25 protein-coding genes are annotated in these 19,582 nt (G+C 65.6%); 8 read left to right on the plus strand and 17 right to left on the minus strand.

The genetic code is table 11. From position 1 onward, the window contains the following. From AX737_RS21900 to AX737_RS34730, 8 genes are all read right to left on the minus strand, one after another. Positions 1-1,672: terminase gpA endonuclease subunit (locus AX737_RS21900; protein ID WP_156453883.1), on the minus strand; the 1,672-nt coding region annotated here is incomplete at its 3' end. Beyond that, positions 1,656-2,234, minus strand: a complete 579-nt coding sequence (locus tag AX737_RS21905; RefSeq protein WP_066924892.1) for a hypothetical protein — start codon at positions 2,232-2,234, stop codon at positions 1,656-1,658. The genes AX737_RS21900 and AX737_RS21905, both read right to left, overlap by 17 nt. A gap of 99 nt (positions 2,235-2,333) precedes the next feature. Continuing rightward, on the minus strand, positions 2,334-2,696 hold the full coding sequence (locus AX737_RS21910; RefSeq protein WP_066924894.1) for a hypothetical protein: 363 nt from the start codon (positions 2,694-2,696) through the stop codon (positions 2,334-2,336). Then, positions 2,693-3,133: a hypothetical protein gene (locus tag AX737_RS21915; RefSeq protein ID WP_066924896.1), complete on the minus strand. Its 441-nt coding sequence runs from the start codon at positions 3,131-3,133 to the stop codon at positions 2,693-2,695. The genes AX737_RS21910 and AX737_RS21915 overlap by 4 nt, the downstream gene beginning before the upstream one ends. A gap of 143 nt (positions 3,134-3,276) precedes the next feature. Continuing rightward, positions 3,277-3,498: a hypothetical protein gene (locus AX737_RS21920; RefSeq protein ID WP_066924898.1), complete on the minus strand. Its 222-nt coding sequence runs from the start codon at positions 3,496-3,498 to the stop codon at positions 3,277-3,279. Between the two features lie 2 nt (positions 3,499-3,500). Next, on the minus strand, positions 3,501-4,106 hold the full coding sequence (locus AX737_RS21925; RefSeq protein ID WP_066924900.1) for a hypothetical protein: 606 nt from the start codon (positions 4,104-4,106) through the stop codon (positions 3,501-3,503). Between the two features lie 74 nt (positions 4,107-4,180). Next, on the minus strand, positions 4,181-4,471 hold the full coding sequence (locus AX737_RS21930; protein ID WP_066924902.1) for a hypothetical protein: 291 nt from the start codon (positions 4,469-4,471) through the stop codon (positions 4,181-4,183). A gap of 446 nt (positions 4,472-4,917) precedes the next feature. After that, a complete protein-coding gene (locus AX737_RS34730) occupies positions 4,918-5,880 on the minus strand; it encodes a calcium-binding protein (RefSeq protein ID WP_197430680.1) in 963 nt (320 codons plus the stop codon). Between the two features lie 1,076 nt (positions 5,881-6,956). Between AX737_RS34730 and AX737_RS32380 the strand changes: the two genes are divergently transcribed. Continuing rightward, entirely contained in the window at positions 6,957-9,584 is a 2,628-nt protein-coding gene (locus AX737_RS32380; protein ID WP_197430681.1) for an Ig-like domain-containing protein, read from the plus strand. Positions 9,585-9,653: 69 nt separating this feature from the next. Here the strand turns inward: AX737_RS32380 and AX737_RS34735 are convergent, their stop codons facing one another. From AX737_RS34735 to AX737_RS21970, 7 genes are all read right to left on the minus strand, one after another. Next, a complete protein-coding gene (locus AX737_RS34735) occupies positions 9,654-10,109 on the minus strand; it encodes a hypothetical protein (protein WP_238229936.1) in 456 nt (151 codons plus the stop codon). Positions 10,110-10,377: 268 nt separating this feature from the next. Next, complete coding sequence (locus AX737_RS21950; protein ID WP_066924910.1) at positions 10,378-11,334, minus strand: toprim domain-containing protein; 957 nt, start codon at positions 11,332-11,334, stop codon at positions 10,378-10,380. Continuing rightward, positions 11,315-12,793 (minus strand): DEAD/DEAH box helicase, encoded by a 1,479-nt coding sequence (locus tag AX737_RS21955; RefSeq protein ID WP_066924912.1) that lies wholly within the window; start codon positions 12,791-12,793, stop codon positions 11,315-11,317. Before AX737_RS21955 ends, AX737_RS21950 begins: the two co-directional genes overlap by 20 nt. Continuing rightward, positions 12,790-13,416: a helix-turn-helix domain-containing protein gene (locus AX737_RS32385; protein ID WP_082773223.1), complete on the minus strand. Its 627-nt coding sequence runs from the start codon at positions 13,414-13,416 to the stop codon at positions 12,790-12,792. The genes AX737_RS21955 and AX737_RS32385 overlap by 4 nt, the downstream gene beginning before the upstream one ends. Further along, a complete protein-coding gene (locus AX737_RS21960) occupies positions 13,413-13,676 on the minus strand; it encodes a hypothetical protein (protein ID WP_066924914.1) in 264 nt (87 codons plus the stop codon). The genes AX737_RS32385 and AX737_RS21960 overlap by 4 nt, the downstream gene beginning before the upstream one ends. A gap of 86 nt (positions 13,677-13,762) precedes the next feature. Continuing rightward, entirely contained in the window at positions 13,763-14,095 is a 333-nt protein-coding gene (locus tag AX737_RS21965; protein WP_066924916.1) for a hypothetical protein, read from the minus strand. 3 nt (positions 14,096-14,098) lie between these two features. Then, a complete protein-coding gene (locus AX737_RS21970) occupies positions 14,099-14,461 on the minus strand; it encodes a hypothetical protein (protein ID WP_156453885.1) in 363 nt (120 codons plus the stop codon). A 196-nt stretch (positions 14,462-14,657) separates the two neighbouring features. Between AX737_RS21970 and AX737_RS21975 the strand changes: the two genes are divergently transcribed. After that, positions 14,658-14,942, plus strand: a complete 285-nt coding sequence (locus AX737_RS21975) for a hypothetical protein (RefSeq protein ID WP_066924922.1) — start codon at positions 14,658-14,660, stop codon at positions 14,940-14,942. A 5-nt stretch (positions 14,943-14,947) separates the two neighbouring features. Here AX737_RS21975 and AX737_RS21980 read toward each other — a convergent pair whose 3' ends face one another. Further along, positions 14,948-15,178: a hypothetical protein gene (locus AX737_RS21980; protein ID WP_066924925.1), complete on the minus strand. Its 231-nt coding sequence runs from the start codon at positions 15,176-15,178 to the stop codon at positions 14,948-14,950. On the opposite strand from AX737_RS21980, the gene AX737_RS21985 reads away from it, so the two are divergent. Next, positions 15,177-15,422, plus strand: a complete 246-nt coding sequence (locus AX737_RS21985; protein WP_066924927.1) for a hypothetical protein — start codon at positions 15,177-15,179, stop codon at positions 15,420-15,422. The genes AX737_RS21980 and AX737_RS21985 overlap by 2 nt on opposite strands. A gap of 454 nt (positions 15,423-15,876) precedes the next feature. Here AX737_RS21985 and AX737_RS32390 read toward each other — a convergent pair whose 3' ends face one another. Next, the gene (locus AX737_RS32390) at positions 15,877-16,119 is read right to left on the minus strand and encodes a YdaS family helix-turn-helix protein (protein ID WP_082773224.1); all 243 of its coding nucleotides are present in this window, start codon (positions 16,117-16,119) and stop codon (positions 15,877-15,879) included. Positions 16,120-16,199: 80 nt separating this feature from the next. Between AX737_RS32390 and AX737_RS32395 the strand changes: the two genes are divergently transcribed. From AX737_RS32395 to AX737_RS22005, 5 genes are all read left to right on the plus strand, one after another. Beyond that, positions 16,200-16,976, plus strand: a complete 777-nt coding sequence (locus tag AX737_RS32395) for a helix-turn-helix domain-containing protein (RefSeq protein WP_197430683.1) — start codon at positions 16,200-16,202, stop codon at positions 16,974-16,976. Positions 16,977-17,124: 148 nt separating this feature from the next. Further along, positions 17,125-17,967 (plus strand): phage antirepressor KilAC domain-containing protein, encoded by an 843-nt coding sequence (locus AX737_RS21990; protein ID WP_082773226.1) that lies wholly within the window; start codon positions 17,125-17,127, stop codon positions 17,965-17,967. Positions 17,968-18,104: 137 nt separating this feature from the next. Beyond that, entirely contained in the window at positions 18,105-18,953 is an 849-nt protein-coding gene (locus AX737_RS21995; protein WP_156453886.1) for a hypothetical protein, read from the plus strand. Further along, positions 18,950-19,399 (plus strand): hypothetical protein, encoded by a 450-nt coding sequence (locus AX737_RS22000; protein WP_066924933.1) that lies wholly within the window; start codon positions 18,950-18,952, stop codon positions 19,397-19,399. Before AX737_RS21995 ends, AX737_RS22000 begins: the two co-directional genes overlap by 4 nt. Then, positions 19,396-19,582, plus strand: a 187-nt coding sequence (locus AX737_RS22005; protein WP_156453887.1) for a hypothetical protein, incomplete at its 3' end; no start/stop codon positions are given. The genes AX737_RS22000 and AX737_RS22005, both read left to right, overlap by 4 nt.

Here is a 19,582-nt window from a genome sequence, read left to right on the forward strand (position 1 = left end):
GCTGTGCGCCGACGCGCCGCACGACACGCCGCTCGGCGCACAGCTGATCGAACCAAGACAGCGACAGGCTCGACGAGAACCGGACCTGATCCGGGTAGCGGGCGAGCTTCGTGAAGAGGATCTGCTTCACCTCGTCGATGCCGACGATCCAGAGCCGGCCCTGCCCGCCGATCGCGCCGCCCGAGACCTTGCCCTTCGACGCCTCGATCACCGGGCGCCGACCCCAGACGCCTTTGATGGCCAGCACGTTCCGGTGGAGCCGCGGCCAGCAGAAGGCGTAGACCGCCTCGACCGTGCCGCCGTCGCCGGAGTCCACACAGGTCGCCTCAATGCCGAGGCCGCCGCCGAGCGGGTGCTTCCAGCGCTGCAGCAGCAGCTCGTCGAGCTCGCGCCAGACGTGGCCCTCCAGCGTGTTGCCCCAGATCACGAAGTGGCCGAGCGCGTAGGCCCGGCCCTCACGGTCCCAGCCGTAGATCACCGCCTCCAGGCGATCGGGCTGCACGTCCACACCGCAGGTGAGGAGCAGCACGGCCTCGGGCAGCGCCAACATCTCGCCGTCCGGCATCTTCACGTTCAGGCCGATCGGCTCGGCCCTGGCGGCCAGCACGTCGGCGGTCGTCATGTCGACGCTCTCGGACCAGCCCTCGCCGAGCAGCGTGTTGCGGAAGGTCCGGAGGCGGTCCGGGTCGTTGTGGATTTCGACGTACTCGGCCGCGAGAGCGGACCAGGACGCGTTGACGTGGGGCGAGATCAGCGCCGAGAGCGCGAAGCCAGCGTGGCCCTCGACCTCCGGCCGCGTGGCGCGCCAGCGCCCGTTCGCGACCATCTCGGCTTTGAACCGCTCCGGGATCAGCACGCCGCAATGCGGGCAGGCCCAGGAAGCGGTCTTCGTCCGGTGGGCCGTCACGACGCCCTGCGCGTCGCGCTCCTTCTCCCACTCGATGTGCTCCCACTTCGGCTCGGCGAACTGCTCGCACTCGACGCAGCGGATCTCGTAGATGCGCCGGTCGCTGGCCTCGTACTCCCGGCAGATCGTCGAGGTGTCGGCGTCGGTCGGCGTCGAACCGCGGATGATTTTGCGGTTCGGGAACGAGAGGGTGCGCTTGATGGCGAGGTCGAGCGCGTCGCCCTCGTTGGTGACCTCCATGCCGTCCTCCTCGTCGATGAGGAGGATCCGGACGGTATGGGCGCGGAGGTTTCGCGGCGAGCGGGCGGCGACGATCTTGAGAGAGCCGCCGGGGAAGCGGCGGTGGCGGATGGTGTTGCGGCCGGTCTCGTCGGCCGCGGTGGCGAGGATGCCGGTGACGCTCGGCGTGGCGTCGAAGATCGGCTCCAGGTCCGAGACGATGTAGTTCCGGCAGTCGTCCTCCGTGGGGAGGAGGGTCAGGATCGGCGCCGGCTCGTTAGCAACGTAACTCGCCGTCGCCCCGGTCAGCAGCGTCGTGTAGCCGACGCGCACGCACTTCTTGACGGTGACCCGCTCGATGGTCGGATCCGTGATCGCATCCGCGATCTCGCGCTGGAACGGCCAGAGGCGGACCGGGCCGGGCTTGGCGGCCAGCCCCTCGGGCAGCCGCATGTAGCGCTCGATCCACTGCGACAGAGGCAGGCGCGGCGGCGGCCGGAGCTTCGCCAACGCCTCCGCGACGGTGCGGTCAAGGAGCGTCGTCACCGGCACCGGCCGTCATGACATCCCGCACGACCCGGTCGATCACCGATAGGTCGTGCTTCGAGAGGTGGCTCAGCTCCAGGGCGATGTCGCCCGGGATCGCGAGGAGCCGGGCCCGCAGCTTCGCGGTCTCGTCGGCCCAGCGCCGGCCCGCGGCCTCGGCATCGATCAAGCGCTCGGCCTCCTTCGCGTGGGCCTGATCCCGCTGCCAGGTCTGGACGATCTTCTCGGCCGTCCTGGCGTGGTTGAAGGTCAGCTCCTCGCCGTCGGCGATCACCACGCCCTCGGCCCGCAGGATCGCGCGGACCCGGGTGGTCGCCAGTTGCGCCTCGACCGTCGCCTGGGCCAGGACCGTGGGCGCCGGCTCTTCGGATGGGGTCTGCGTACCCTGCGAACCGGTGCGCACCCCGGTACGCGCCGGGTCTGTCGATCGAACCCAGGCCGCCCGAACTGCCTCAGGATCCAGCGTGCCGTCGGCCTCCACGGAGACGCGGCCCGTCTTGATCGCCTTCCGGATGGCGGCCTCGGTGACGCCGATGATCTTGGCGCACTCGCGCCGGCTCACACCCAATGCGAACCTCAAAAATCAGGGCTGCTGAGAGCCAAAAATCGGGAGCATCTCTGCCCGCAAGGGGGCGGGGTGCCGTCGGAGGACCCGTGCCCCTCAGGCCGCGCGGGCCATCGCCTTCGATCGCCGCTCATCCATCAGGTGGGCGACGTTGACACCGAGGGAGCCTGCCTGCCCGACCTGGATCATGTTCAGCCCGAGGTCATCAGGCTCGACTGCGACCAGCCTACGGGCGTGACTGCAGGCTGCGGAAAGGCTGTAGTCTGGGACGAGATCGGCGATCACGACGAGCATGGCCACCTCTCTGTCGGTGAGCCGAAGATGGTTGCCCGTACCTGCGCCGCTCAGCTCAGGGAGATGACCTCGCGCGATCCAGTTCCGCACGGCCAAGACCGAGATGCCGTAAGCGGCGCAGGCGGCAGCCAAGCTGTGCTTGCGGTCTGTCGCGTTGGCGATCACAGCCTTGGCATCCCGTCAGATGACGATAGGAGCGCGACAGCCTCGTCGTAGGTAAGCTTCGCCTCGTTCTCTCTCCAAGCGGAGATGGCCTCCCTGAGCCTCCGGCCCAGCAAGTAGGCCTTCCAGTGCCCGAGGTCCGCAGCGTGGCTGCCTGGGCGCTTCGCCTCGTACTCGGCATCGTACGGGGTTATGTCTTGATCACGGTCGTCGTTGCTCTTGAGAAAGCTATCAAGCAACTCAGTAAGCCCGACCCGAAAGTAGGTTTCTTCCCATTCCGCATCACGAAGCCGCATTATCAGCTCGTCTGCTGCGTCGCTTCCGTTTTCTTCGTAGCTCGTCAGCTCCAGCTTTGAGCTCTGAATGCCTCTCACGAACTCAAGCACCTTAGGCGTGACGATCACGCCCTGGATCTCGTCGTCGATTGCAAGCTGCTGCATGGATCGTCCTCATCGACGCCCGGACAGCCACGCCCGGCGCGAACACAGGGGGAGCTTGCGCTCCTCCGGGGTCGATGAAGCTCGGTGAACTCCATCGCGCTCATCCCCGTGGCTGCGGGGAATTGCTTGGTGAGGCGTTGGCCTCAGCAGCTCTCGCCTGCGGTCTGGATGCCGATCAGGGCGCACAGCCGATCGGCGCCGTGTGCGGGGACCTTGGCGAGCACGTCGAGGGTGGTGGCAGCTACGTCCTCGACTGCGAGGAAGAGCCCACAATCGCTGCCGAGCGCCTGCAGGCCCTGCTCTTCGTAGGTCTGCCGCGAGATCTCGGTCAGCAGGACTGTGCGCCCGTCGTGCGGTCCGTTCATCGTCAGAGCCCCGGCATCCCCATCAGGTGTCCGATCTCGTGGGCGACACGGGCCTCAAGCTCGGCCCCCATGACCTGCATGAACGCTGCCTCGGTGGCGCCCTGCAGCATCTCGTCCGGGATGTAGACGCCGGAGTTCTGCAGCTCGGCCTTGCCCCGCCACGCGTGGTTCGGGTCGATGTTCTTGAAGACGTGGCCGCCCATCACGGGGCCGACGCGGTTCGGGAAGCGACCGCCATGAGTGAAGGTACCGGCGAACATCTGGCGGCGCCCCCGGGGCTTGGCCGAGACCCCGCCCTTCACCTCCTTCGGGTCGAAGAACTTGAGGCTGATGTCTCCGCCCTTGGTGCTCAGCGTGTAGGTGAGGCGCCCGCCGTACCCGAACTGCTCGGCCGCTGCCGTCGCCCGGTTCACCTTCACGGCCTTCACGATCACCGAACGCTTGAGGCCGGTCTGCTTCGTCAGGTTGCGGATGACCTGGGTCTTCGCCTTCACGCCCGTGTGGTTGAGAGCGCGGGACAGGGCGATCGGCGCGTTGGCGCCGAGCACCCCGAGCTGATTGGCGAAGCGCTGGATGAGGCCATCGCCGGTGAAAGTCAGGGCTGACATGGGAAACCTCGACCGCTGCCTCTTTGCCTCTCGGTACACGCGCGGCTATCGGCGCGGGGCAGTCCCGGGCCGCCTCACATTCCCGGTGTGCTGGTCGTCAGGCTCTCTGCGTACTGAAGGGCTTTCAGCACGGCCTTGCCGATGCGATCCGCCTCGTCCTCCCCAGCCGCATTCGCCAGAACGACGGCCACCACACGCGGGACGGATAGTGCCTCGGCGTCGACGGTGACCTGAAGCTCATCACCGTAGGGGGCCTCGATCCGACGCAGGGCAACCTCCAGGCCTGCGGCTTGGCCGAAGACTTGGAGCGGAGGATCGCTTGGATTGGGCCTTGCTCCAAAGCCGGCGTGAATCACCTCAGCCATAGCCCATCCTGTGTGTCCGCATGGGTCGATCCGTCTCTGGCGACCCTCGCTGCTTCCACACACGCAACGCGCGGGGCTCGAACAAGGTCATGGAGCTTCGGCATATGCTTCGGCCCCGAGCACCGCGAGTTGGTTGGCGAAGCGGCCGAGGAGGCCGTCGCCGATGAAGGTCAGGGCGGACATGGCGCCCTCCTCGAAGATCTTGTGCAATCGTCCCGTCTCGCGGGACGCTCTCGGGGACCAGCCTCCAAAGTGGAGAGGCGGTGCTGTCCGCCCCCGAAACGGCCCACGTCAATCCCATCACGAGAGAGCAGGCGGCTACATTCGTAGATTTACCTGAATCACCTTTGCCGTGCAATGCTAGTCGCGGTATTTTGTTGCTCTCGGAGGGCGGCGTGCGTTGTAGGCCAGCCCCCCTGACCAGAAACGGTGTAGTGCTTCTGGCTTTAGATGAACCAGCTCGCACTCACCTGCGACGGAACGATGTTGGCGAGCGTGATGGTGCCGCCCGCATAGCCAATCTGCGTCTCGCCCCACATCGATGTCAGGACCTGATACGGCCTGCCACCCAGATCGATCCGGTCGCCATCGGCCGCGTTGAAATCGCCTATCAGATCCTGACCGGCATCGATGCCGAAGACGAAGAGATCCGCGCCGCGATCGCCCCGTAGGATGTCGTTGCCGCGATCTCCGTAGATCACGTCGTCACCCTGGCCGCCGTAGATGAAGTCGCTGCCCTGTCCACCGTAAAGCGTGTCGTTGCCGGCGTTGCCGAATAGGAAATCGTCTCCGAAATTTCCGTAGACCTCGTCATCGCCCTGGCCGCCATAGGCGAAGTCGATGCCTTGACCACCGTACAGGCTGTCAGAGCCTTGGTTGCCGAACAGGACGTCATCGCCCTTGTTGCCAAAAAGCTGATCGCTCCCGTCGAATCCGAACAGGGTATCGGCGCCATCGAGCCCTGTCAGCAACTCGTCCGCGGGCGTTCCCTGAATCAGATCGTCGATGCTCGGGTTGGTCAGGCTATCGGTGACGAGGATGTAAGCCTGCCCCGCCATGCTCGCGACTTGTGAGGCGGAGTAGTAGGCCTGATTACCGACGTTGTCGTAGACCGTGGCGCCCACGATGTCGTAGCGCCCAGGCGCCGCGAACGAGTAGACGCTGAACCCGCCCGTGATCACTCCTTCATTGAGAGGGCTTTGCGTTTCGGCATTCACGCCGATCCACTGAAGATTGAAACCTGCCCACTGGGCTAGGGGCCGGCCAAGTTGCAGGGACACGCGCTCGACGCCAGACCCTTCGTCACGAACGCTGGCGGTGATGCTGCCAGAGCTGCTCCCAGTCGAGACGTTGATCACCTTGGAAAAGGAGAGCCCCAAGAGGGTCGGGTTCGCGTTGTCGCCAGCCATGGTACGTCTACCTAAACTTCTGCGTGCCTCGCTTAGCGCTTAGGTTGAAATCCGGCCAGGGATAATGCCACGGCGAGCAGAGATGGCCGCCTCTCGAACGGGCCGTGCGACATTCCCGCCACGCTCGCCTATGTGATCGCCCATTTTGGGAGCGGCGCCTATTCGCGGGCAGGCGGCACCGAACTCGGACTGCCAATCGTCGAGGGGAGTCGGACGGATGCGGTGTGGCTAGGTCGTGAGGCGACCGAGCAAGCCCTTAGCCCCGACGCCCTTAGCCGCAACCATTGAGCCCAGCGTTGTCCGGCCCCCCGACTGCGGGAGGTCGTGCTGCGGAGGCGCTGGTCGTCACGCTGCATGATCTGGCGGGCTGACCCATCAGAAATTACAGAGACCCGACGTTGCTGCCAAGCCATCCCTGGCTGGGGAAACTCCGAGATGCGAACCAAATGCCGACTTTTAATAACCGTCACGCTCAAATAGCCCTACACTGCACAGCGCTGCATGTTGCTTGGCAGCAACACATCTTAATCACCTTATCGAAAAATTAATTAATTGTTTACAGATTGAACCTCTCCTCCCCCCAAACGGGGAAGCAGAGCTAAATCATGGTTGCCGTAAATGTCGCCGTAAGCACAAGCAGCCCTGCCGGAGATGCCGCCATCGCGGTGCAGAATGGCGGTAGCGTTGCTACGAATGATACAACAGGTCAGATTTCTGGAACCTACTTCTCAAGCTATCGGAGCAATACAACTTACTACAGCGTGGACATAACAGCCTCTGGGGGAGGAACCTTTAGTATAGGCGATATTAGCGGAATTAATTCCGGCACTCAGAACGATTCTCTGCTCTTCCAGGGCCTTGACTCTGCTGGATCTGTCATCTCAGGATACAACATAACGGTATCATTCAATCCGACCGACGTGAATATCAGCTATAGCTCTCTCACAACGTCGCTAAATTTCAATAATATAACAACACTTCGCGTCCTTGCCATAAATAATTATGGCGGCCCTTTCTATTTTGACTCAGCTGACTTTACCTCGATATCTTCCGGTTCCGGGCCGAGCAGCCCGAGCGTGAGCTCAATATCCCGCGTTGGCGCCGCCGCTGTCGCCGCCGCAGCCACGGACGTCGATTATACCGTCACTTTCAGCGAAGCTGTAACCGGTGTCGATATCAGTGACTTCAATCTCACTGGCTCAACAGGTACGGCGAGCGGCACAGTCGCTTCCGTAACCGGAAGCGGGACAACCTACACCGTCACAGTCAATGCCTTGGCTGGCGATGGAACTCTGCGCCTCGATCTCAACGGCAGCGGCACTGGCATTCAGAACGCTGCGAACACCGCCATTGCTGGTGGATACACCGCTGGCCAGACCTATACCCTGGACCATACCGTCCCAGCTGCGCCTGGCGCGGCACCGACTCTGACCGCCCTTTCTGACAGCGGCCCGGCGGGTGACGGTATCACCAACGTTACGACACCGACCCTCACCGGTACGGCCGAAGCCGGTGCCACTGTCACCCTCTATGACACGGACGGCACCACCGTGCTGGGTACCGCAACGGCTAACGGCCAGGGGGCCTACAGCATCACATCGAGCAGTTTGGCACAGGGCAGTCACAGTCTCACCGTCAAGGCTACCGATGCTGCCGGTAACACAAGCGCCGCGTCACTAGCCTTCACGCTGAGCATTGATACGGCCGCACCGGCCACGCCTGGCGCGGCACCGGGCCTCGCGCTCGCTTCCGACAGCGGTACGGCGGGCGACGGCATCACCAATACTACTACGCCCATTCTTAGCGGTACGGCCGAAGCGGGCGTAACCGTCAAGCTCTACGACACGGACGGCACCACCGTGCTGGGTACCGCAACGGCTAACGGTCAGGGGGCCTACAGCATTACATCGAGCACCCTGGCTCAAGGCAACCACACCCTCACCGTCACGGCCACCGATGCCGCCGGCAACATCAGCGCCGCATCCCCGGCTCTCATGCTGACCATCGACACCGCCGCACCGAGCACCCCCAGTGCGGCACCGGCTCTTGCGCTCGCCTCCGATAGCGGCGCAACGGGCGATGGCATCACCGTTGTCACCACACCCACCCTCACGGGTACGACCGAGGCCGGCGCAGTCGTCAGGCTTTACGACACAGACGGCACCACCGTGCTCGGTACCGCTACGGCCAACGGCCAGGGGGCCTACAGCATCACGTCGAGTACGCTGGCCCTGGGCAACCACAGCCTCACCGTTAAGTCCACTGACGCCGCCGGCAACGTCAGTGCTGCATCGCCCACCTTCGTCCTTACCATCCAGGCCCCGCCTGCCCCACCGAGCGACCCCGGACCGACGCTGGTAGACGGCGTGGCGGTCACCATGACCACGCAGACCCTGCCGGACGGCAGCAGCGTGCCAGTCACCACGGTCCCGGTGGTGACGGGGGAGCGCACGAACAGCGACACTGCCTCGTCCGCCGCCGACATCCCGCTCGTCACCGGCGCGGGGGGCACCACGCAACTCATGGCGCAAATCCCGACCGGCTACGGTCTGCAAGCCATCAGTCCTGCGACCTCCGGGCTCGACGGCCTGATCGCGGCGATCAAGAGCCGCACCACGGCTGGGTCGACCGACCAGGGCGCCCTGACCGGCAGCGGCTCAGGCTTCCTCGGTGCACTGGCAGCCAGCACCAACCTGACGGTGCGCACGATCGTGCCGAGCGTAGCCCCCGGTGCCACTACGGCACCGGCCCAGCCTCTGGTGATCCAGGGTCAGCCACTGGCGCAAGACAGCGGCCAGCAGCAGGCGATCGTGCTCGATGCCAGCCAGCTCCCAGGCGGCAGCGTGGTCGAGCTGCGCGACATCGACTTTGCAGCCGTCGTCGGTGCCATCACGGTGCGGGCGCCGGCCGGTACGGCGACGACAAGCAGCACCGGTGGCCTCAGCGCGGTGGGTGCGCTCACCGTCGCGCCGGACCCGCTGCGCATCTACGGCGACAGCGCGGCCCAGACCTTCATCGGCGGCGCGGGCAACGACCTGCTCGCCGGCGGAGCTGGCACTGACACGCTGCTGGGCGGTCAGGGCGGCGATCTGATCTACGGCAACCTCGATGCCGACCTGATCTACGGCAACCAGGGTGCCGACACCCTGTTCGGTGGTCAGGGCGACGACCGGGCCTTTGGTGGCCAGGGCGACGACCGGATGTTCGGCGACCAGGGCAACGATGTTCTGCTGGGCGACCAGGGGGCCGACATCATCCACGGCAACCAAGGCGAGGATCTGCTCTACGGCAACGAGGGAACGGACACGCTGTTCGGCGGGCAGGGCCGGGACACCGTGTACGGCGGCCTGGATGCGGACGTGGTCTACGGCAACCTCGGGTCCGACGTGCTGTTCGGCGATCTGGGAGCCGATACCCTGTACGGTGGTCAGGGCGACGACGTGCTCGTCGGCGGGCTCGGGGACGACGTGCTGTCGGGTGATCTGGGCGCGGACCGCTTCGTGTTCGGGGCTGGCAGCGGTCGGGACCTGATTCTCGACTTCAACCAGACGGAGGGCGACCGGCTCGCATTAGGTGGTCAGACCTACACGCTGAGCAGCGCCGGGAACGGCAATGCCGTGCTGACGCTCTCGGGCGGTGGCACGATCGACCTCGCCGGCATCCGCGCCGATCAGGTCAACGCGAGCTTCTTTGTCACGGCCTGAGTTTCAGAGGCTAGCATCGGACGAAGCAGAAGGCCCGCCATCTGTGTGGGCCTTCTCGCACTGGAGCATTCATACAGCTTGCACATCCGCCATGCCGAGCTCCACGGCCGAGGGGCGGCCGAAGATGCTAACCGCCACTCGTAGCCGATCCCCAGGCAGGATTGCCTCGACGGTCGCTGGGAAGCTCGCGAATGGCCCCGTCATCACCACGACGCTGGATCCGACCCTGACGCCGACGGGCTGAACGATCTCGCCGGCTGCGAGGGCATCGATGAAGCGCTGTAGATCCCCGGGATCCAGGCGTGCCGGGCGCCGCACGATCTGCTGGACGTTGCCTGCCAGCCCGGCTTCGGCTTCCGGATGCGACACGATCTCGGCGATGCCGGGCTGGGACCGGACCTCAGCCAGATGCGCCTCGTCCCGCACGCCGATGAACACCGTGCGGATGATGAGCGGCGTGTGCCGGATGACGCGGCGGCCGCGGCGTACGACGACCTCGGAGGCGCGGGGCAAGAAGGTCGCCACCTCGATCTCCCGTAGGGCCCGACGGGCGCGATCGCCCATCCTTGGGGCGGTGCGGGCCATGTGCCAGAGGAGGGAGGTGTCGATCACCTCGGAGGCGCGGCCGCGGATGGGCTCGGCTGCCGAGGTCTTCTGGCCGGGCGTGGGCGATCCAGCCAGCGGGATCCCGGCCGCCTTAGCAGCCAGCCTCTCGGCCCGACGCTGACGGCGCACCTTCAGGCGCTGACGCTTGTTCAGGCGAGTCATGCTCGAATCCTCTGGTGCTGATCCATCAGGCCGTGACCGCGAGGGCCAAGGCGTCGTTGTCGGCCCGCTGCCGGAGCCAGACGTCGTTCCAGTCGGTGCCAGCCTCGCGGGGCAATTCGACCCGAACACTGCGGTCATGGACGGCGAGGCGGTGGGCGAGCGCGTAGGCGGAAGCCTGTCCACCGAACTTCCGGTCCGTGTCGCCGAACACGACGATCTTGCGAGCCTGCTCGGGCGGCTGCCACTTCGCGAGCATTGTGGAGTTGGCCGCGGCCCAGACCGGCAGCCCGAACAGGGCGGCGGCCGCGAGCGCGGTCTCGATCCCTTCCGCGATGCCCATGATCTCGGCTGGCGGAAACAGCCTGATAGCGGCGCCGTCCGGGACCGTGCCCGGCATCAAACGGCGCGGGACTTCGACGGCGGCCTTCCGCCCGTCCCGGGTGAGATAGGTCCGGTGGAGCGTGGCGGCTGCGCCGTCCGGGCCTGCCACCAGGGCGATCATCGCCGGATGATGACTCGGCTGGTCGTCTTGGTAGATCAGGCTGTCGACGCAGCGGAGACAGGTCGGCACGGTGACAAGGCCGACCCGGGCGCGGAGGTAGAGCGCCACAGGATCTTTCGGCTGAACCACGCCAGCGCGACGCCAGAGCCGGTTCAGGGCTTCGCGCTTGTCGTCGGGGGAGCGCTCAGGCCGCGCACGCGCAATTGGCGCGTCGGCGATCAGCGGATCCAGCCGCTCGGCCAGCTCCTTGAACTCGATGCCGAGCACCCGCATTGCGAGTGCCGGTCCGTCCCCGGCACCGCAGTTGTTGCAGATCCAGGTACCACGCCCCTCCTTGTCGTCGAAGCGGAAGCGGGTCTTGCCCGCGCACATCGGGCAGGGACCGTTTTTGCTGCCGGTGAGGAAGCGGGCATCCACCCCGATCTGGGATAGCAGACTTGCCCAGCGGCCGCGGGCACGATCACGCAGAGGCGCGTGCATGGCTGCCCCCTCTACGCTTGGCGGACGCGATCTGCCGGTGCTTCAGCCAGCCGAGGATGAACTGATTTGGCTCGCGTTCCGGCGCCGTGCGGTAGTGGTTCGGCCAGACGCCGGTCAGCTCGCGAAACTGGTGCGATGCCCAGCCCGGGGAGTAGCCGCGGCGTCGGCCGTAGAGCTTGAGCTGGCCGTAGATCTCGGCCTTCTCGTCGGTGCGGGCCTTGGCGCGGACCGGGCGCATTTCGACGAGATCGCCGTCCTCGCACACGATTTCGGACTGCTTCTCGGGCTTGAACCCGCAGGCGGGACACTTCGGGCTCTTGGCGGGCTTCAGGAAGGCGCAGGACGGGCACTCCTTCGGCAGGGCCTCGAGGTGGCGCTTGCGGTCCTGCTTCTGCCGCTCCCGGCCGTCGTCGAGGGCGTCGTGGTGGATGTCGGTGACGAAACCGAGCCGCAGGTGCGTGTCGGAGTGGTCGAGGATCAGGCAGTCGTCCTTGCCCGGTGCCGTACGCAGGCCCCGCCCGATGATCTGGACGAACAGCATCTCGGATTTGGTCGGCCGGGCCAGCACGATGCAGCGCACGTCGAGGTCGACGCCGGTGGTGAGGCAGCCGACGCTCGCGATCACCCGCAGCTCGCCGGCCGTGAAGCGGCGGAACAGCGCCTCCCGGTCGTCCGACTTGGTGAAGGCGTCGATGTAGCCGCAGGCGACGCCCGCCCGCTCGAACTCGCCCTGCAGGTGCCGGGCGTGGGCCCGGTCGACCGCGAACACGAAGGTCGGACGGTTCTCCCCGCGCTGCTGCCAGGTCCGGACCACGTCGGCGACGAGCTCGGGGCGGTTCATTGCCTCGCCGAGGTCGCCCTCATGGTAGTCGCCGGCCACGGTGCGGACGCCGTCGAGGTCGGGGTGCGAGGGGGCGTAGACCCGGAACGGGGCAAGGTAGCCGGCCGCGATCAGCTCGGCCGTGGTGGTGACCTGAATCAGGTCGTCGTAGTGCCGGCCCAGACCCTTGGTCCAGGGCGTGGCGGAGAGGCCGACGAAGGGCACCGCGGCCCAATCGGGCGCGGCCATCCACGTGCCCAGCATCTCGAACCAGCGGTGGGCCTCGTCGATCACCACGATGTCGAACGGCGGGATGGCGCGGCGCTGGAGCGTCTGGATCGAGGCGACCTGAACCGGACGGTTGGCGTCCGTCATCGGGTGGCTGCCCTGGATCACGCCGACGTCGTGGATGCCCTCGGCGAAGAACGAGCGCACGGTCTGGTCGATCAGGCTGATGGCCGGGACCACGAACAGGACCCGCTTGCCCTTGGCCCGTGCGCCCCGGACGATCGCGCCGGCCACCACGGTCTTGCCGAAGCCAGTGGGGGCCTGGAGCATTGGACGGCGCCGTCCGGCGATCAGCGATTCCCGCAGCCGGTCGATGATCCGGACCTGATGCGGACGAAGGTCCCGGCTCATCGAGCGCCTCCCGCCTCAATCTCGGCAACGTCGAGTTCTTCCCAGGCGTCGCTGTCCTGGCCGCAGGGCAGAGGGGGGCCGAAGGCGTCGTCGCCGAACGGGTCAGGGGTGAGCCCTGCAGTGGGGGGGGCCTCGCGTAGTACCTTTTCCTGAACCCCTTCCTCGCGGCTAGGTAATAGGTTCCTTTGGTTTCCTGTTAGGTTCTTTCCCCGGCAGGATCTGCCGGTAAGGTGTCCTTCATCTGCCGCTAACCCGTCCTTTATCTGCCGGTAACCTGCCGAGCCCTTAGCGGCATCATCTGCCGGAAACTCGGGCTCAGCCGAAGCCAACTCCGGCGCGGCCAGCAGGTCGAAGTCGTGGCCCATGTTCAGCGTGATCAGGTCGGCCGCTCGGCCCCCGAAGCGATTGCCGCGCGGCTGCCGGGCGATGACGCCGGCGTGGGAGAGTTCGGCGAGCGCCAGACGGATCGTGCGGACAGCGTAGCCGGTATCGTCGGCGATCGTGGTCTGAGACGGCCAGCACTGCCCGCGCTTGTCGGCACGATCGGCCAGGGCGATTAGGACAGCTCGACAGGTGGCACGCACACGCTGGCGCTTGGCCCATTTTCCCGCGGCGACGCTCATTGGGCGCCTCCCCGAATGGAAGCGGTGACGAGGTCGTCGGCGGTCCGATAGGTGCGCTCGGCGGCCTCGGGGAAGCTCGCGGCCTTGGCGATGGTCGAGCTTCCGTAGCGGAGCAGGCGGTCACCGAAATCGACCACCATCCGGTAATCGCCGGAGGCCTGTGCCCGCTGGACCAGATCCTGGCGGAGGGTGCGAAGGGCGTCGTCGGCGGCGTCGTAGAGGCTGCGGTCGGCGCAGAGACGTGGCTTTGTCTCGGACATGACGCTCCCGTTCCGGAAACCGCTGGCGCGGCCGGTGAAAGAGTTCGGGTGAGGGGCGACGGTCGGGCGGCGCGGGCTGCTACGGATCAGGGCGGTGCGCGGACCTCGGCGCGGGACCGGGCCTTGGGCTTCAGGTGACCGCGGAAGGCGCTCTGCGGCGCCGTCTCCGGCTCGCCACAGCGCTGGCGCAGCAGCCGCAGGCAGGTCGCGGTCTGGCGGTGGGCTAGCGCGCGCTGGCGGTTGGTCTCGGCCGCGATCGTCAGGCCCTCAGCCTCGCAGCTCAGCGCCAGCCGGCCGTCGTTGGCGGCGCGCTTCTCATGCCAGCGGATCAGCCGGTCGATCATCTGGACCGGAGGAACGTCGAGCCGGTCGTCGCCGGGCTCGATTTCGCAGAGGTCGTCGCGATCCCAAACGCTCACGGATCACTCTCCCTCAGCCAGACGCCGAGTGCGGCCAGCGAGCGCCCGAAGCGCATCAGCATCCGCCCCACCGGATCGCGGAGCCAGACGGGACACGCGTTCCGCAAGCGCCTCGAAGTCCGAGGCCAGTCCTGCAAGCTCATCCGCTCTCTCCTGGGCCCTGACTGCACGCGCGGCCCGTATGGCTTCGATCTCGGCGGCCTCGACCCGGCGCGCCTTGCGGTACCAAAGGTCGAAGGCGCGCCAGTACGGCAGACCAGCATACCGAGCCGCCCGCGCGATCTGCGCCTTGACCGGATCGTGGCGGTCCGGAGCCCGACCCAGCGCGCGCAGACCTTCGGACGCCTCAAGGATGAAGGCGGGCACCCGCGCCTCCCAAGACTTTTGGGACATCTCCCAACGCTCCTCCGCCACGATGCTGATCGTGGTGGTGGATCCGCTGAGGAGCACGGCCCCGACGACGACGGAGAGAGCCCCGAACCCGAGGCGCGCGTGATCCTGGCAGATGGGCGCGCAGCGGGTGGCCGGAGCTCGGTGAGGAAGAGAGCGAGGGCGAGCGTGAATGAAACGGGACATCAAACCGGCCGGTGGACCGGACGAGACGGAGCTGGTGCACATCCAGCTCGACTCCCTGGACCGGGAGTTCGACAGCGATCTGGGCTGCCCGATCTACGAGACGGTGTTCTCCTGCTCGGGCCCGGAGGGCCACGCGGAGGCCTTCATCACCGTGGTGGCCGGCGAGGTGACCACGCTGGATATCGTGCCGCAGGCGATGAGCGACCTGCACCGGCTGTTCGCGGTGCTGGCCGAGCAGACGAGGGCGTGGCGCATCGATCCGAAGGCGTGATCGTCTCACGACAGGGCCTCCGGCTCCGGGGCGGCGTGGTGCTTGTCCTGGCGCGGCTGGAGATCGTGCGCCCGGACCTGACCGCGGGACAGGGCCTCGATCCGTGCGGCAACCCGCAGTGACGTGCCCCGATCCCGGAACCGGAGCTTGCGCACCGTGAACTCGGACAGACCCACGGCGGCGGCGACATCGGCGTCGCTCAGGCCCTCACGGCGCATCCATTCGGAGAGCAGCATGGTGTCAGCCTTCGCGGTGACGGTGCCGGCCTGCGCCCCGGCCGAGCTGCCGACCCAGCGGCTGGCCGAGGCCCTGGCCGTGCTGATGGTCGATCTGGTCGGAGCGATTCCGCTCGGTGATCGGTGCGCAGTTCTCGAGAGACTGGCGAACCGGTTGGATGACCGGGGGCGTGTCGCTGGGGGCAGCGAGGCGGCAGTCCTGCTTGGGGCGCTTGCCGTGGCGCTGATGCGGCTGGAGGGGTGAGGTCAAAATCTGAGACGACATTACGCCCAACTCCGGGAAATGATCGAAGACAAACGAAATCGGCGCCCTATAACCGCCCTGTATCAAATGAGAGAGGGCATTTTAAGATGACAGCCACAAAAGAAGGCAAGCTCGAAGGTATCCAAATGGAGGGGTCCGCCACTGCGCCAATCATCTCTTTTGATGAGGCTCCGGTGTTCGGCTTGGTCCCTGGGATTGGTAGAGTAACACTCGCAGCATACGTCCAAGACTACAGACCGGACGGTAGTGTCTTCCAACGACAAGTCGCCGTGGCCCATTTGCGCGGCAACGCGAACGCCTACACCGCGCTCGCCAATGCGATCGCCGGTATGGCTTTGCTTGATGCTGGGGGGCCTAAACCCGAAGGTCCAACCAACTAAGCGTAACTGACCAGTCGGTTCGGTTCGTGCGGCCTGAGGTGGCAAGATGGGCATTAAAGGCGAGCTTCTTCAGTTGCGCGAATGGCTCGCTTTCTAAGCTTCGGTGGCGGATAGAGATCGGGGCGGAGTTCATATCGTGGGACGCGCGTTAGCCTCTCAACATCGAGGACGCGCCCAGATGGGCACCGCTTCCACTGAGACACAGCTTGGACCGTAAGGCGCAACGCCAAGGCTAAGCCTGTCACCCCCGATTGTGTCTCTATCGCGCGGCGAAGCGCAGGATCGCGTTGTGCCATGGCTTATCAAGCAGCGCTTGTTCCTATAAGTCAAGTGCTGCTTGGTTGGTTTTCTCAAGCACCTCTTTATGAAGGAGCGCATGAGCGACGATACGTTCCCCACCCGGCTGCGCCAGAAGCGAAAGGAGAGAGGCCTGACGCAAGGAGAACTCGCGAAATGGATTCACGTAAGTCCACAGGCCGTATCGCAGTGGGAAACCGGACAGGCCGGTGCGGATCACAAGAATATTGTTGCGCTCGCAGAAAAGCTTTCCGTCGACTGGAATTGGCTTGGGTATGGAGCCAACACAGAAAATCCTGACATCTCCGTACAAAAACACGTATTCGAAAATAGGAATTCGACCTATGCAGTACTATGCAGTAGAGAAGAAATTGCAGGGTGGGCTCTAAAGTTTCCAAAGCTAGATGTTGATCCGTTTGACTATATTGATCTATTGAGCGCAGAGACTGGCAAAACCGGCGGTTACGAAGCATTAGAATTGAGATTTGCCTCTGCAGGCTACAATTTGGCGACCGAGATATGTACTGATAGTATGTCTCCCATGTTCTCGAGGGGTGATATTGCTATCTTTGATACCGGCATATCGCCGATACCAGGTGACTATGTCCTGGCATATATCGTCCATAACAAATCTGTAATGTTGCGAAAATTAAGAATTAGAACCGACGAAGGAGGGAGCAAGTATCAAGAACTTGTTCCTCTAAATGAAGACTATCCTGTCACTACCATCAAGACGCCAAAAGCTGGCCGAATCCTCGGCACCCTCATTGAGCACCGTCGCTACCGCGCTCCTCCGGGTGGCGTCCAACGTGTGCCGTTGCATCTAAGCAAGACAGGCTTGGAAAACGACACTTGATAAAAAAATCAAGCCGTGCTTGATTGGCTCACCGCTTCAACGGTGAGGCTTACTCGTGCTCGCACACCACCTCGTCATCCTCGGTCCGTTGCGATACCGCGTCATCCCCTGGCCATCAGATCATCGGTTCCGAGGGCGGGCATGAGCTATGTCGAGCCATCTCACCGCCCAAGTTGCAAGTCTACCCGCGATCAAAAAGCGTCACGTAGCGGGTACGCTCGTCCAGACATCGGACGCCCGCGAGTTGCACGGCCTGCTCAAGGTCGGCCGCGACTTCACCACCTGGATCAAGGGCCGGATCGCACAGTACGGCTTCGTCGAGGGTGTCGACTACGTCGTCACCGGGAATTTGAGCTCCCCAGTTTCGGGGAGCGCAAAAGCGCGGCCACAGCTGGTCGACACGTATCACCTCACCCTCGGCATGGCGAAGGAGATCGCCATGGTCGAGAACAACGCCGAGGGGCGGCGGATCCGACGCTACTACATCGAGTGCGAGCGGCGTGCGCTTGAGGCCGCGTCCCAACCGGCGCTGGATCTCAGTGATCCGCACGCGCTCCGCGCCCTGCTGCTGGCCCATGCTGAGCGCGAGATCGCGTTGGAGGGCCGCGCCCGCGAAGCTGAGGGTGCGCTGGCGACCGCCGCCCCGAAGGCCGAGGCGCTCGACCGGATCGCCGACACGACCGGCCTGATCCTCCTCAGCGACGCCGCCAAGACCCTGGGCATGCGGCCCAAGGATCTGATCGCGTGGATGCTGGAGCACCGTTGGCTTTTCCGGCGGCGTGGAACCGGTCGGCTCGTCGGCATGCAGGAAAAGCTCAACGCCGGACTTCTGGACGAGTGCCCTGTGCCGGCCGGCGACGGCCGCACCGAGGTTCAGGTCTACGTCACTCCGGCTGGGCTGACCCGCCTGTCCGTGGCGATGGGGATCGCACAGGGCAGCCTAATGCTCGACTTCGGCTCGAACGCCGGAGGCCGTGCCCGCCAGCACTGAACCTCTTTCCGATCTTCCCGGGGCATCCCGCCCCGAGATGAAGCGGCCCCCGCCGGTCTGGACCACCAGCGGAGGCCATACACCCCGAACCCAAGGATCGAGCTATGGAACAGAGTGTTCGCTCTGATAGCACCCGCATGCCCGCTTACCAGGGCTATGCTGCATCCAAGATGGATGCGCGCTGCGATGCCGCGGTGATCGCGATGCTGACGGCGCCCGCTTCGGCCTCACCGGACCTTTCGGTGGTCGATCCGATCTTCGCTGCCATCGAGAAGGACCGTGCCCTCGCCGCTGAGCACATCCGCCTTCTCTCCATCTCCGGCAGCAAGCCCGACGACGATCCGTCTTGGGAGCCGACGCATGACGCCAGCGACGCACAGTGGGAGCACTGGCGCGAGGCGCTGCTCAAGACCGTGCCGACGACAGCTGCCGGCTGCGCTGCTCTGGCCCGCTACGCGAACGAGTGGGTAGAGCGTGAGGGCGTCGGCCTGGACGAGGACGGAGCGAAAATCTTCGATCTGATCGGCCGCAGCCCGTTACACACGGCGCCGTGCCCTCCCGCGAGCCCGGACCCTGTCTACGCTGCCATCGCGGCCATGCACGCAGCCGACGCGGCTTACAGTGCCTGGCATGCCGAGTACGAAAGGGTTGGTCTTGATGCGGCCGGTGGCTTCGAGGCCGAGGCCCCACTGATCAACGAGCAGACCAGAGCGGAGGAGGCAGCGCTCGCGACCGTGCCAGTCACCTCCGGCGGGCGGGCCGCGCTTGTCACCTTCACCGACCTCTGCATCGCCAGACGCGGCCATACAGACGGCACCGCTCAGGAAGGTGAGGACACGGTCTTCCACTGGGCCTACCGGGCGCTCGCCAGTGCCATTCGGGGCGAAAGCCCACAGTCGGAGGCCGAAGACGCCGAGGCGCTTGGCCTCGTGGACATCAAGGCAGCCCTGACCAACGCCCCAGCCTGGACGGGAGAGCAGGCATGAGCGCCGCTGCCGGCGACCGCCCCGTGCGTGGCATCAACACGATCGTCCTTAGCGACGGCCGAGAGATCCATCTCGACGATGTCGTCACCGCGGCCGAGGGGCAGGCGATCCTCGACGACGTCGACCAGGGCATCGACGCCATCGAGCGTCAGCTCACCAGCGGCATCGGCCCGAACGATCCGGACTGGCGCCGCCGCGCAGAGTTGGCCCTGAAAAGGAAGCGCCGCAGTCGGCCCCGAATCCAGCAGCGGATTGGCGAGCTGCGCCGGGCCGAGCGACAGGCGGCGCCATTGCCATCCGGCACCACCTCGCCCGCGGACGGCAAGCGCAAGGCCTTCGTGACGGCGGCCTACGAGGTGCTGGGCCACGAGGTCTGCACGGAGGTGTGGGCTCGCGCTCAGGAAATGCGGCCGGAGATCTTCACGGACGGGCAGGTGCCGGCATGAGCGCCCGCCGTCACCCTTGCTACCTCATCGACGAGGATACGACTGACTACGAGTGGTCGGCCACGAAGCTGGACGAGCTGCTGGCTGATCCGGAGGTCGAAGGCCTCGCCGCGGACATGCTGTCCTACGGCTTCAAACGGGGCGAGTTCGACCCGGACCCGGTCTACCGCCAGTGCCGGCGGG

It is taken from the genome of Methylobacterium sp. CCH5-D2 (assembly GCF_001556475.1).
Lineage (GTDB): Bacteria > Pseudomonadota > Alphaproteobacteria > Rhizobiales > Beijerinckiaceae > Methylobacterium > Methylobacterium hispanicum.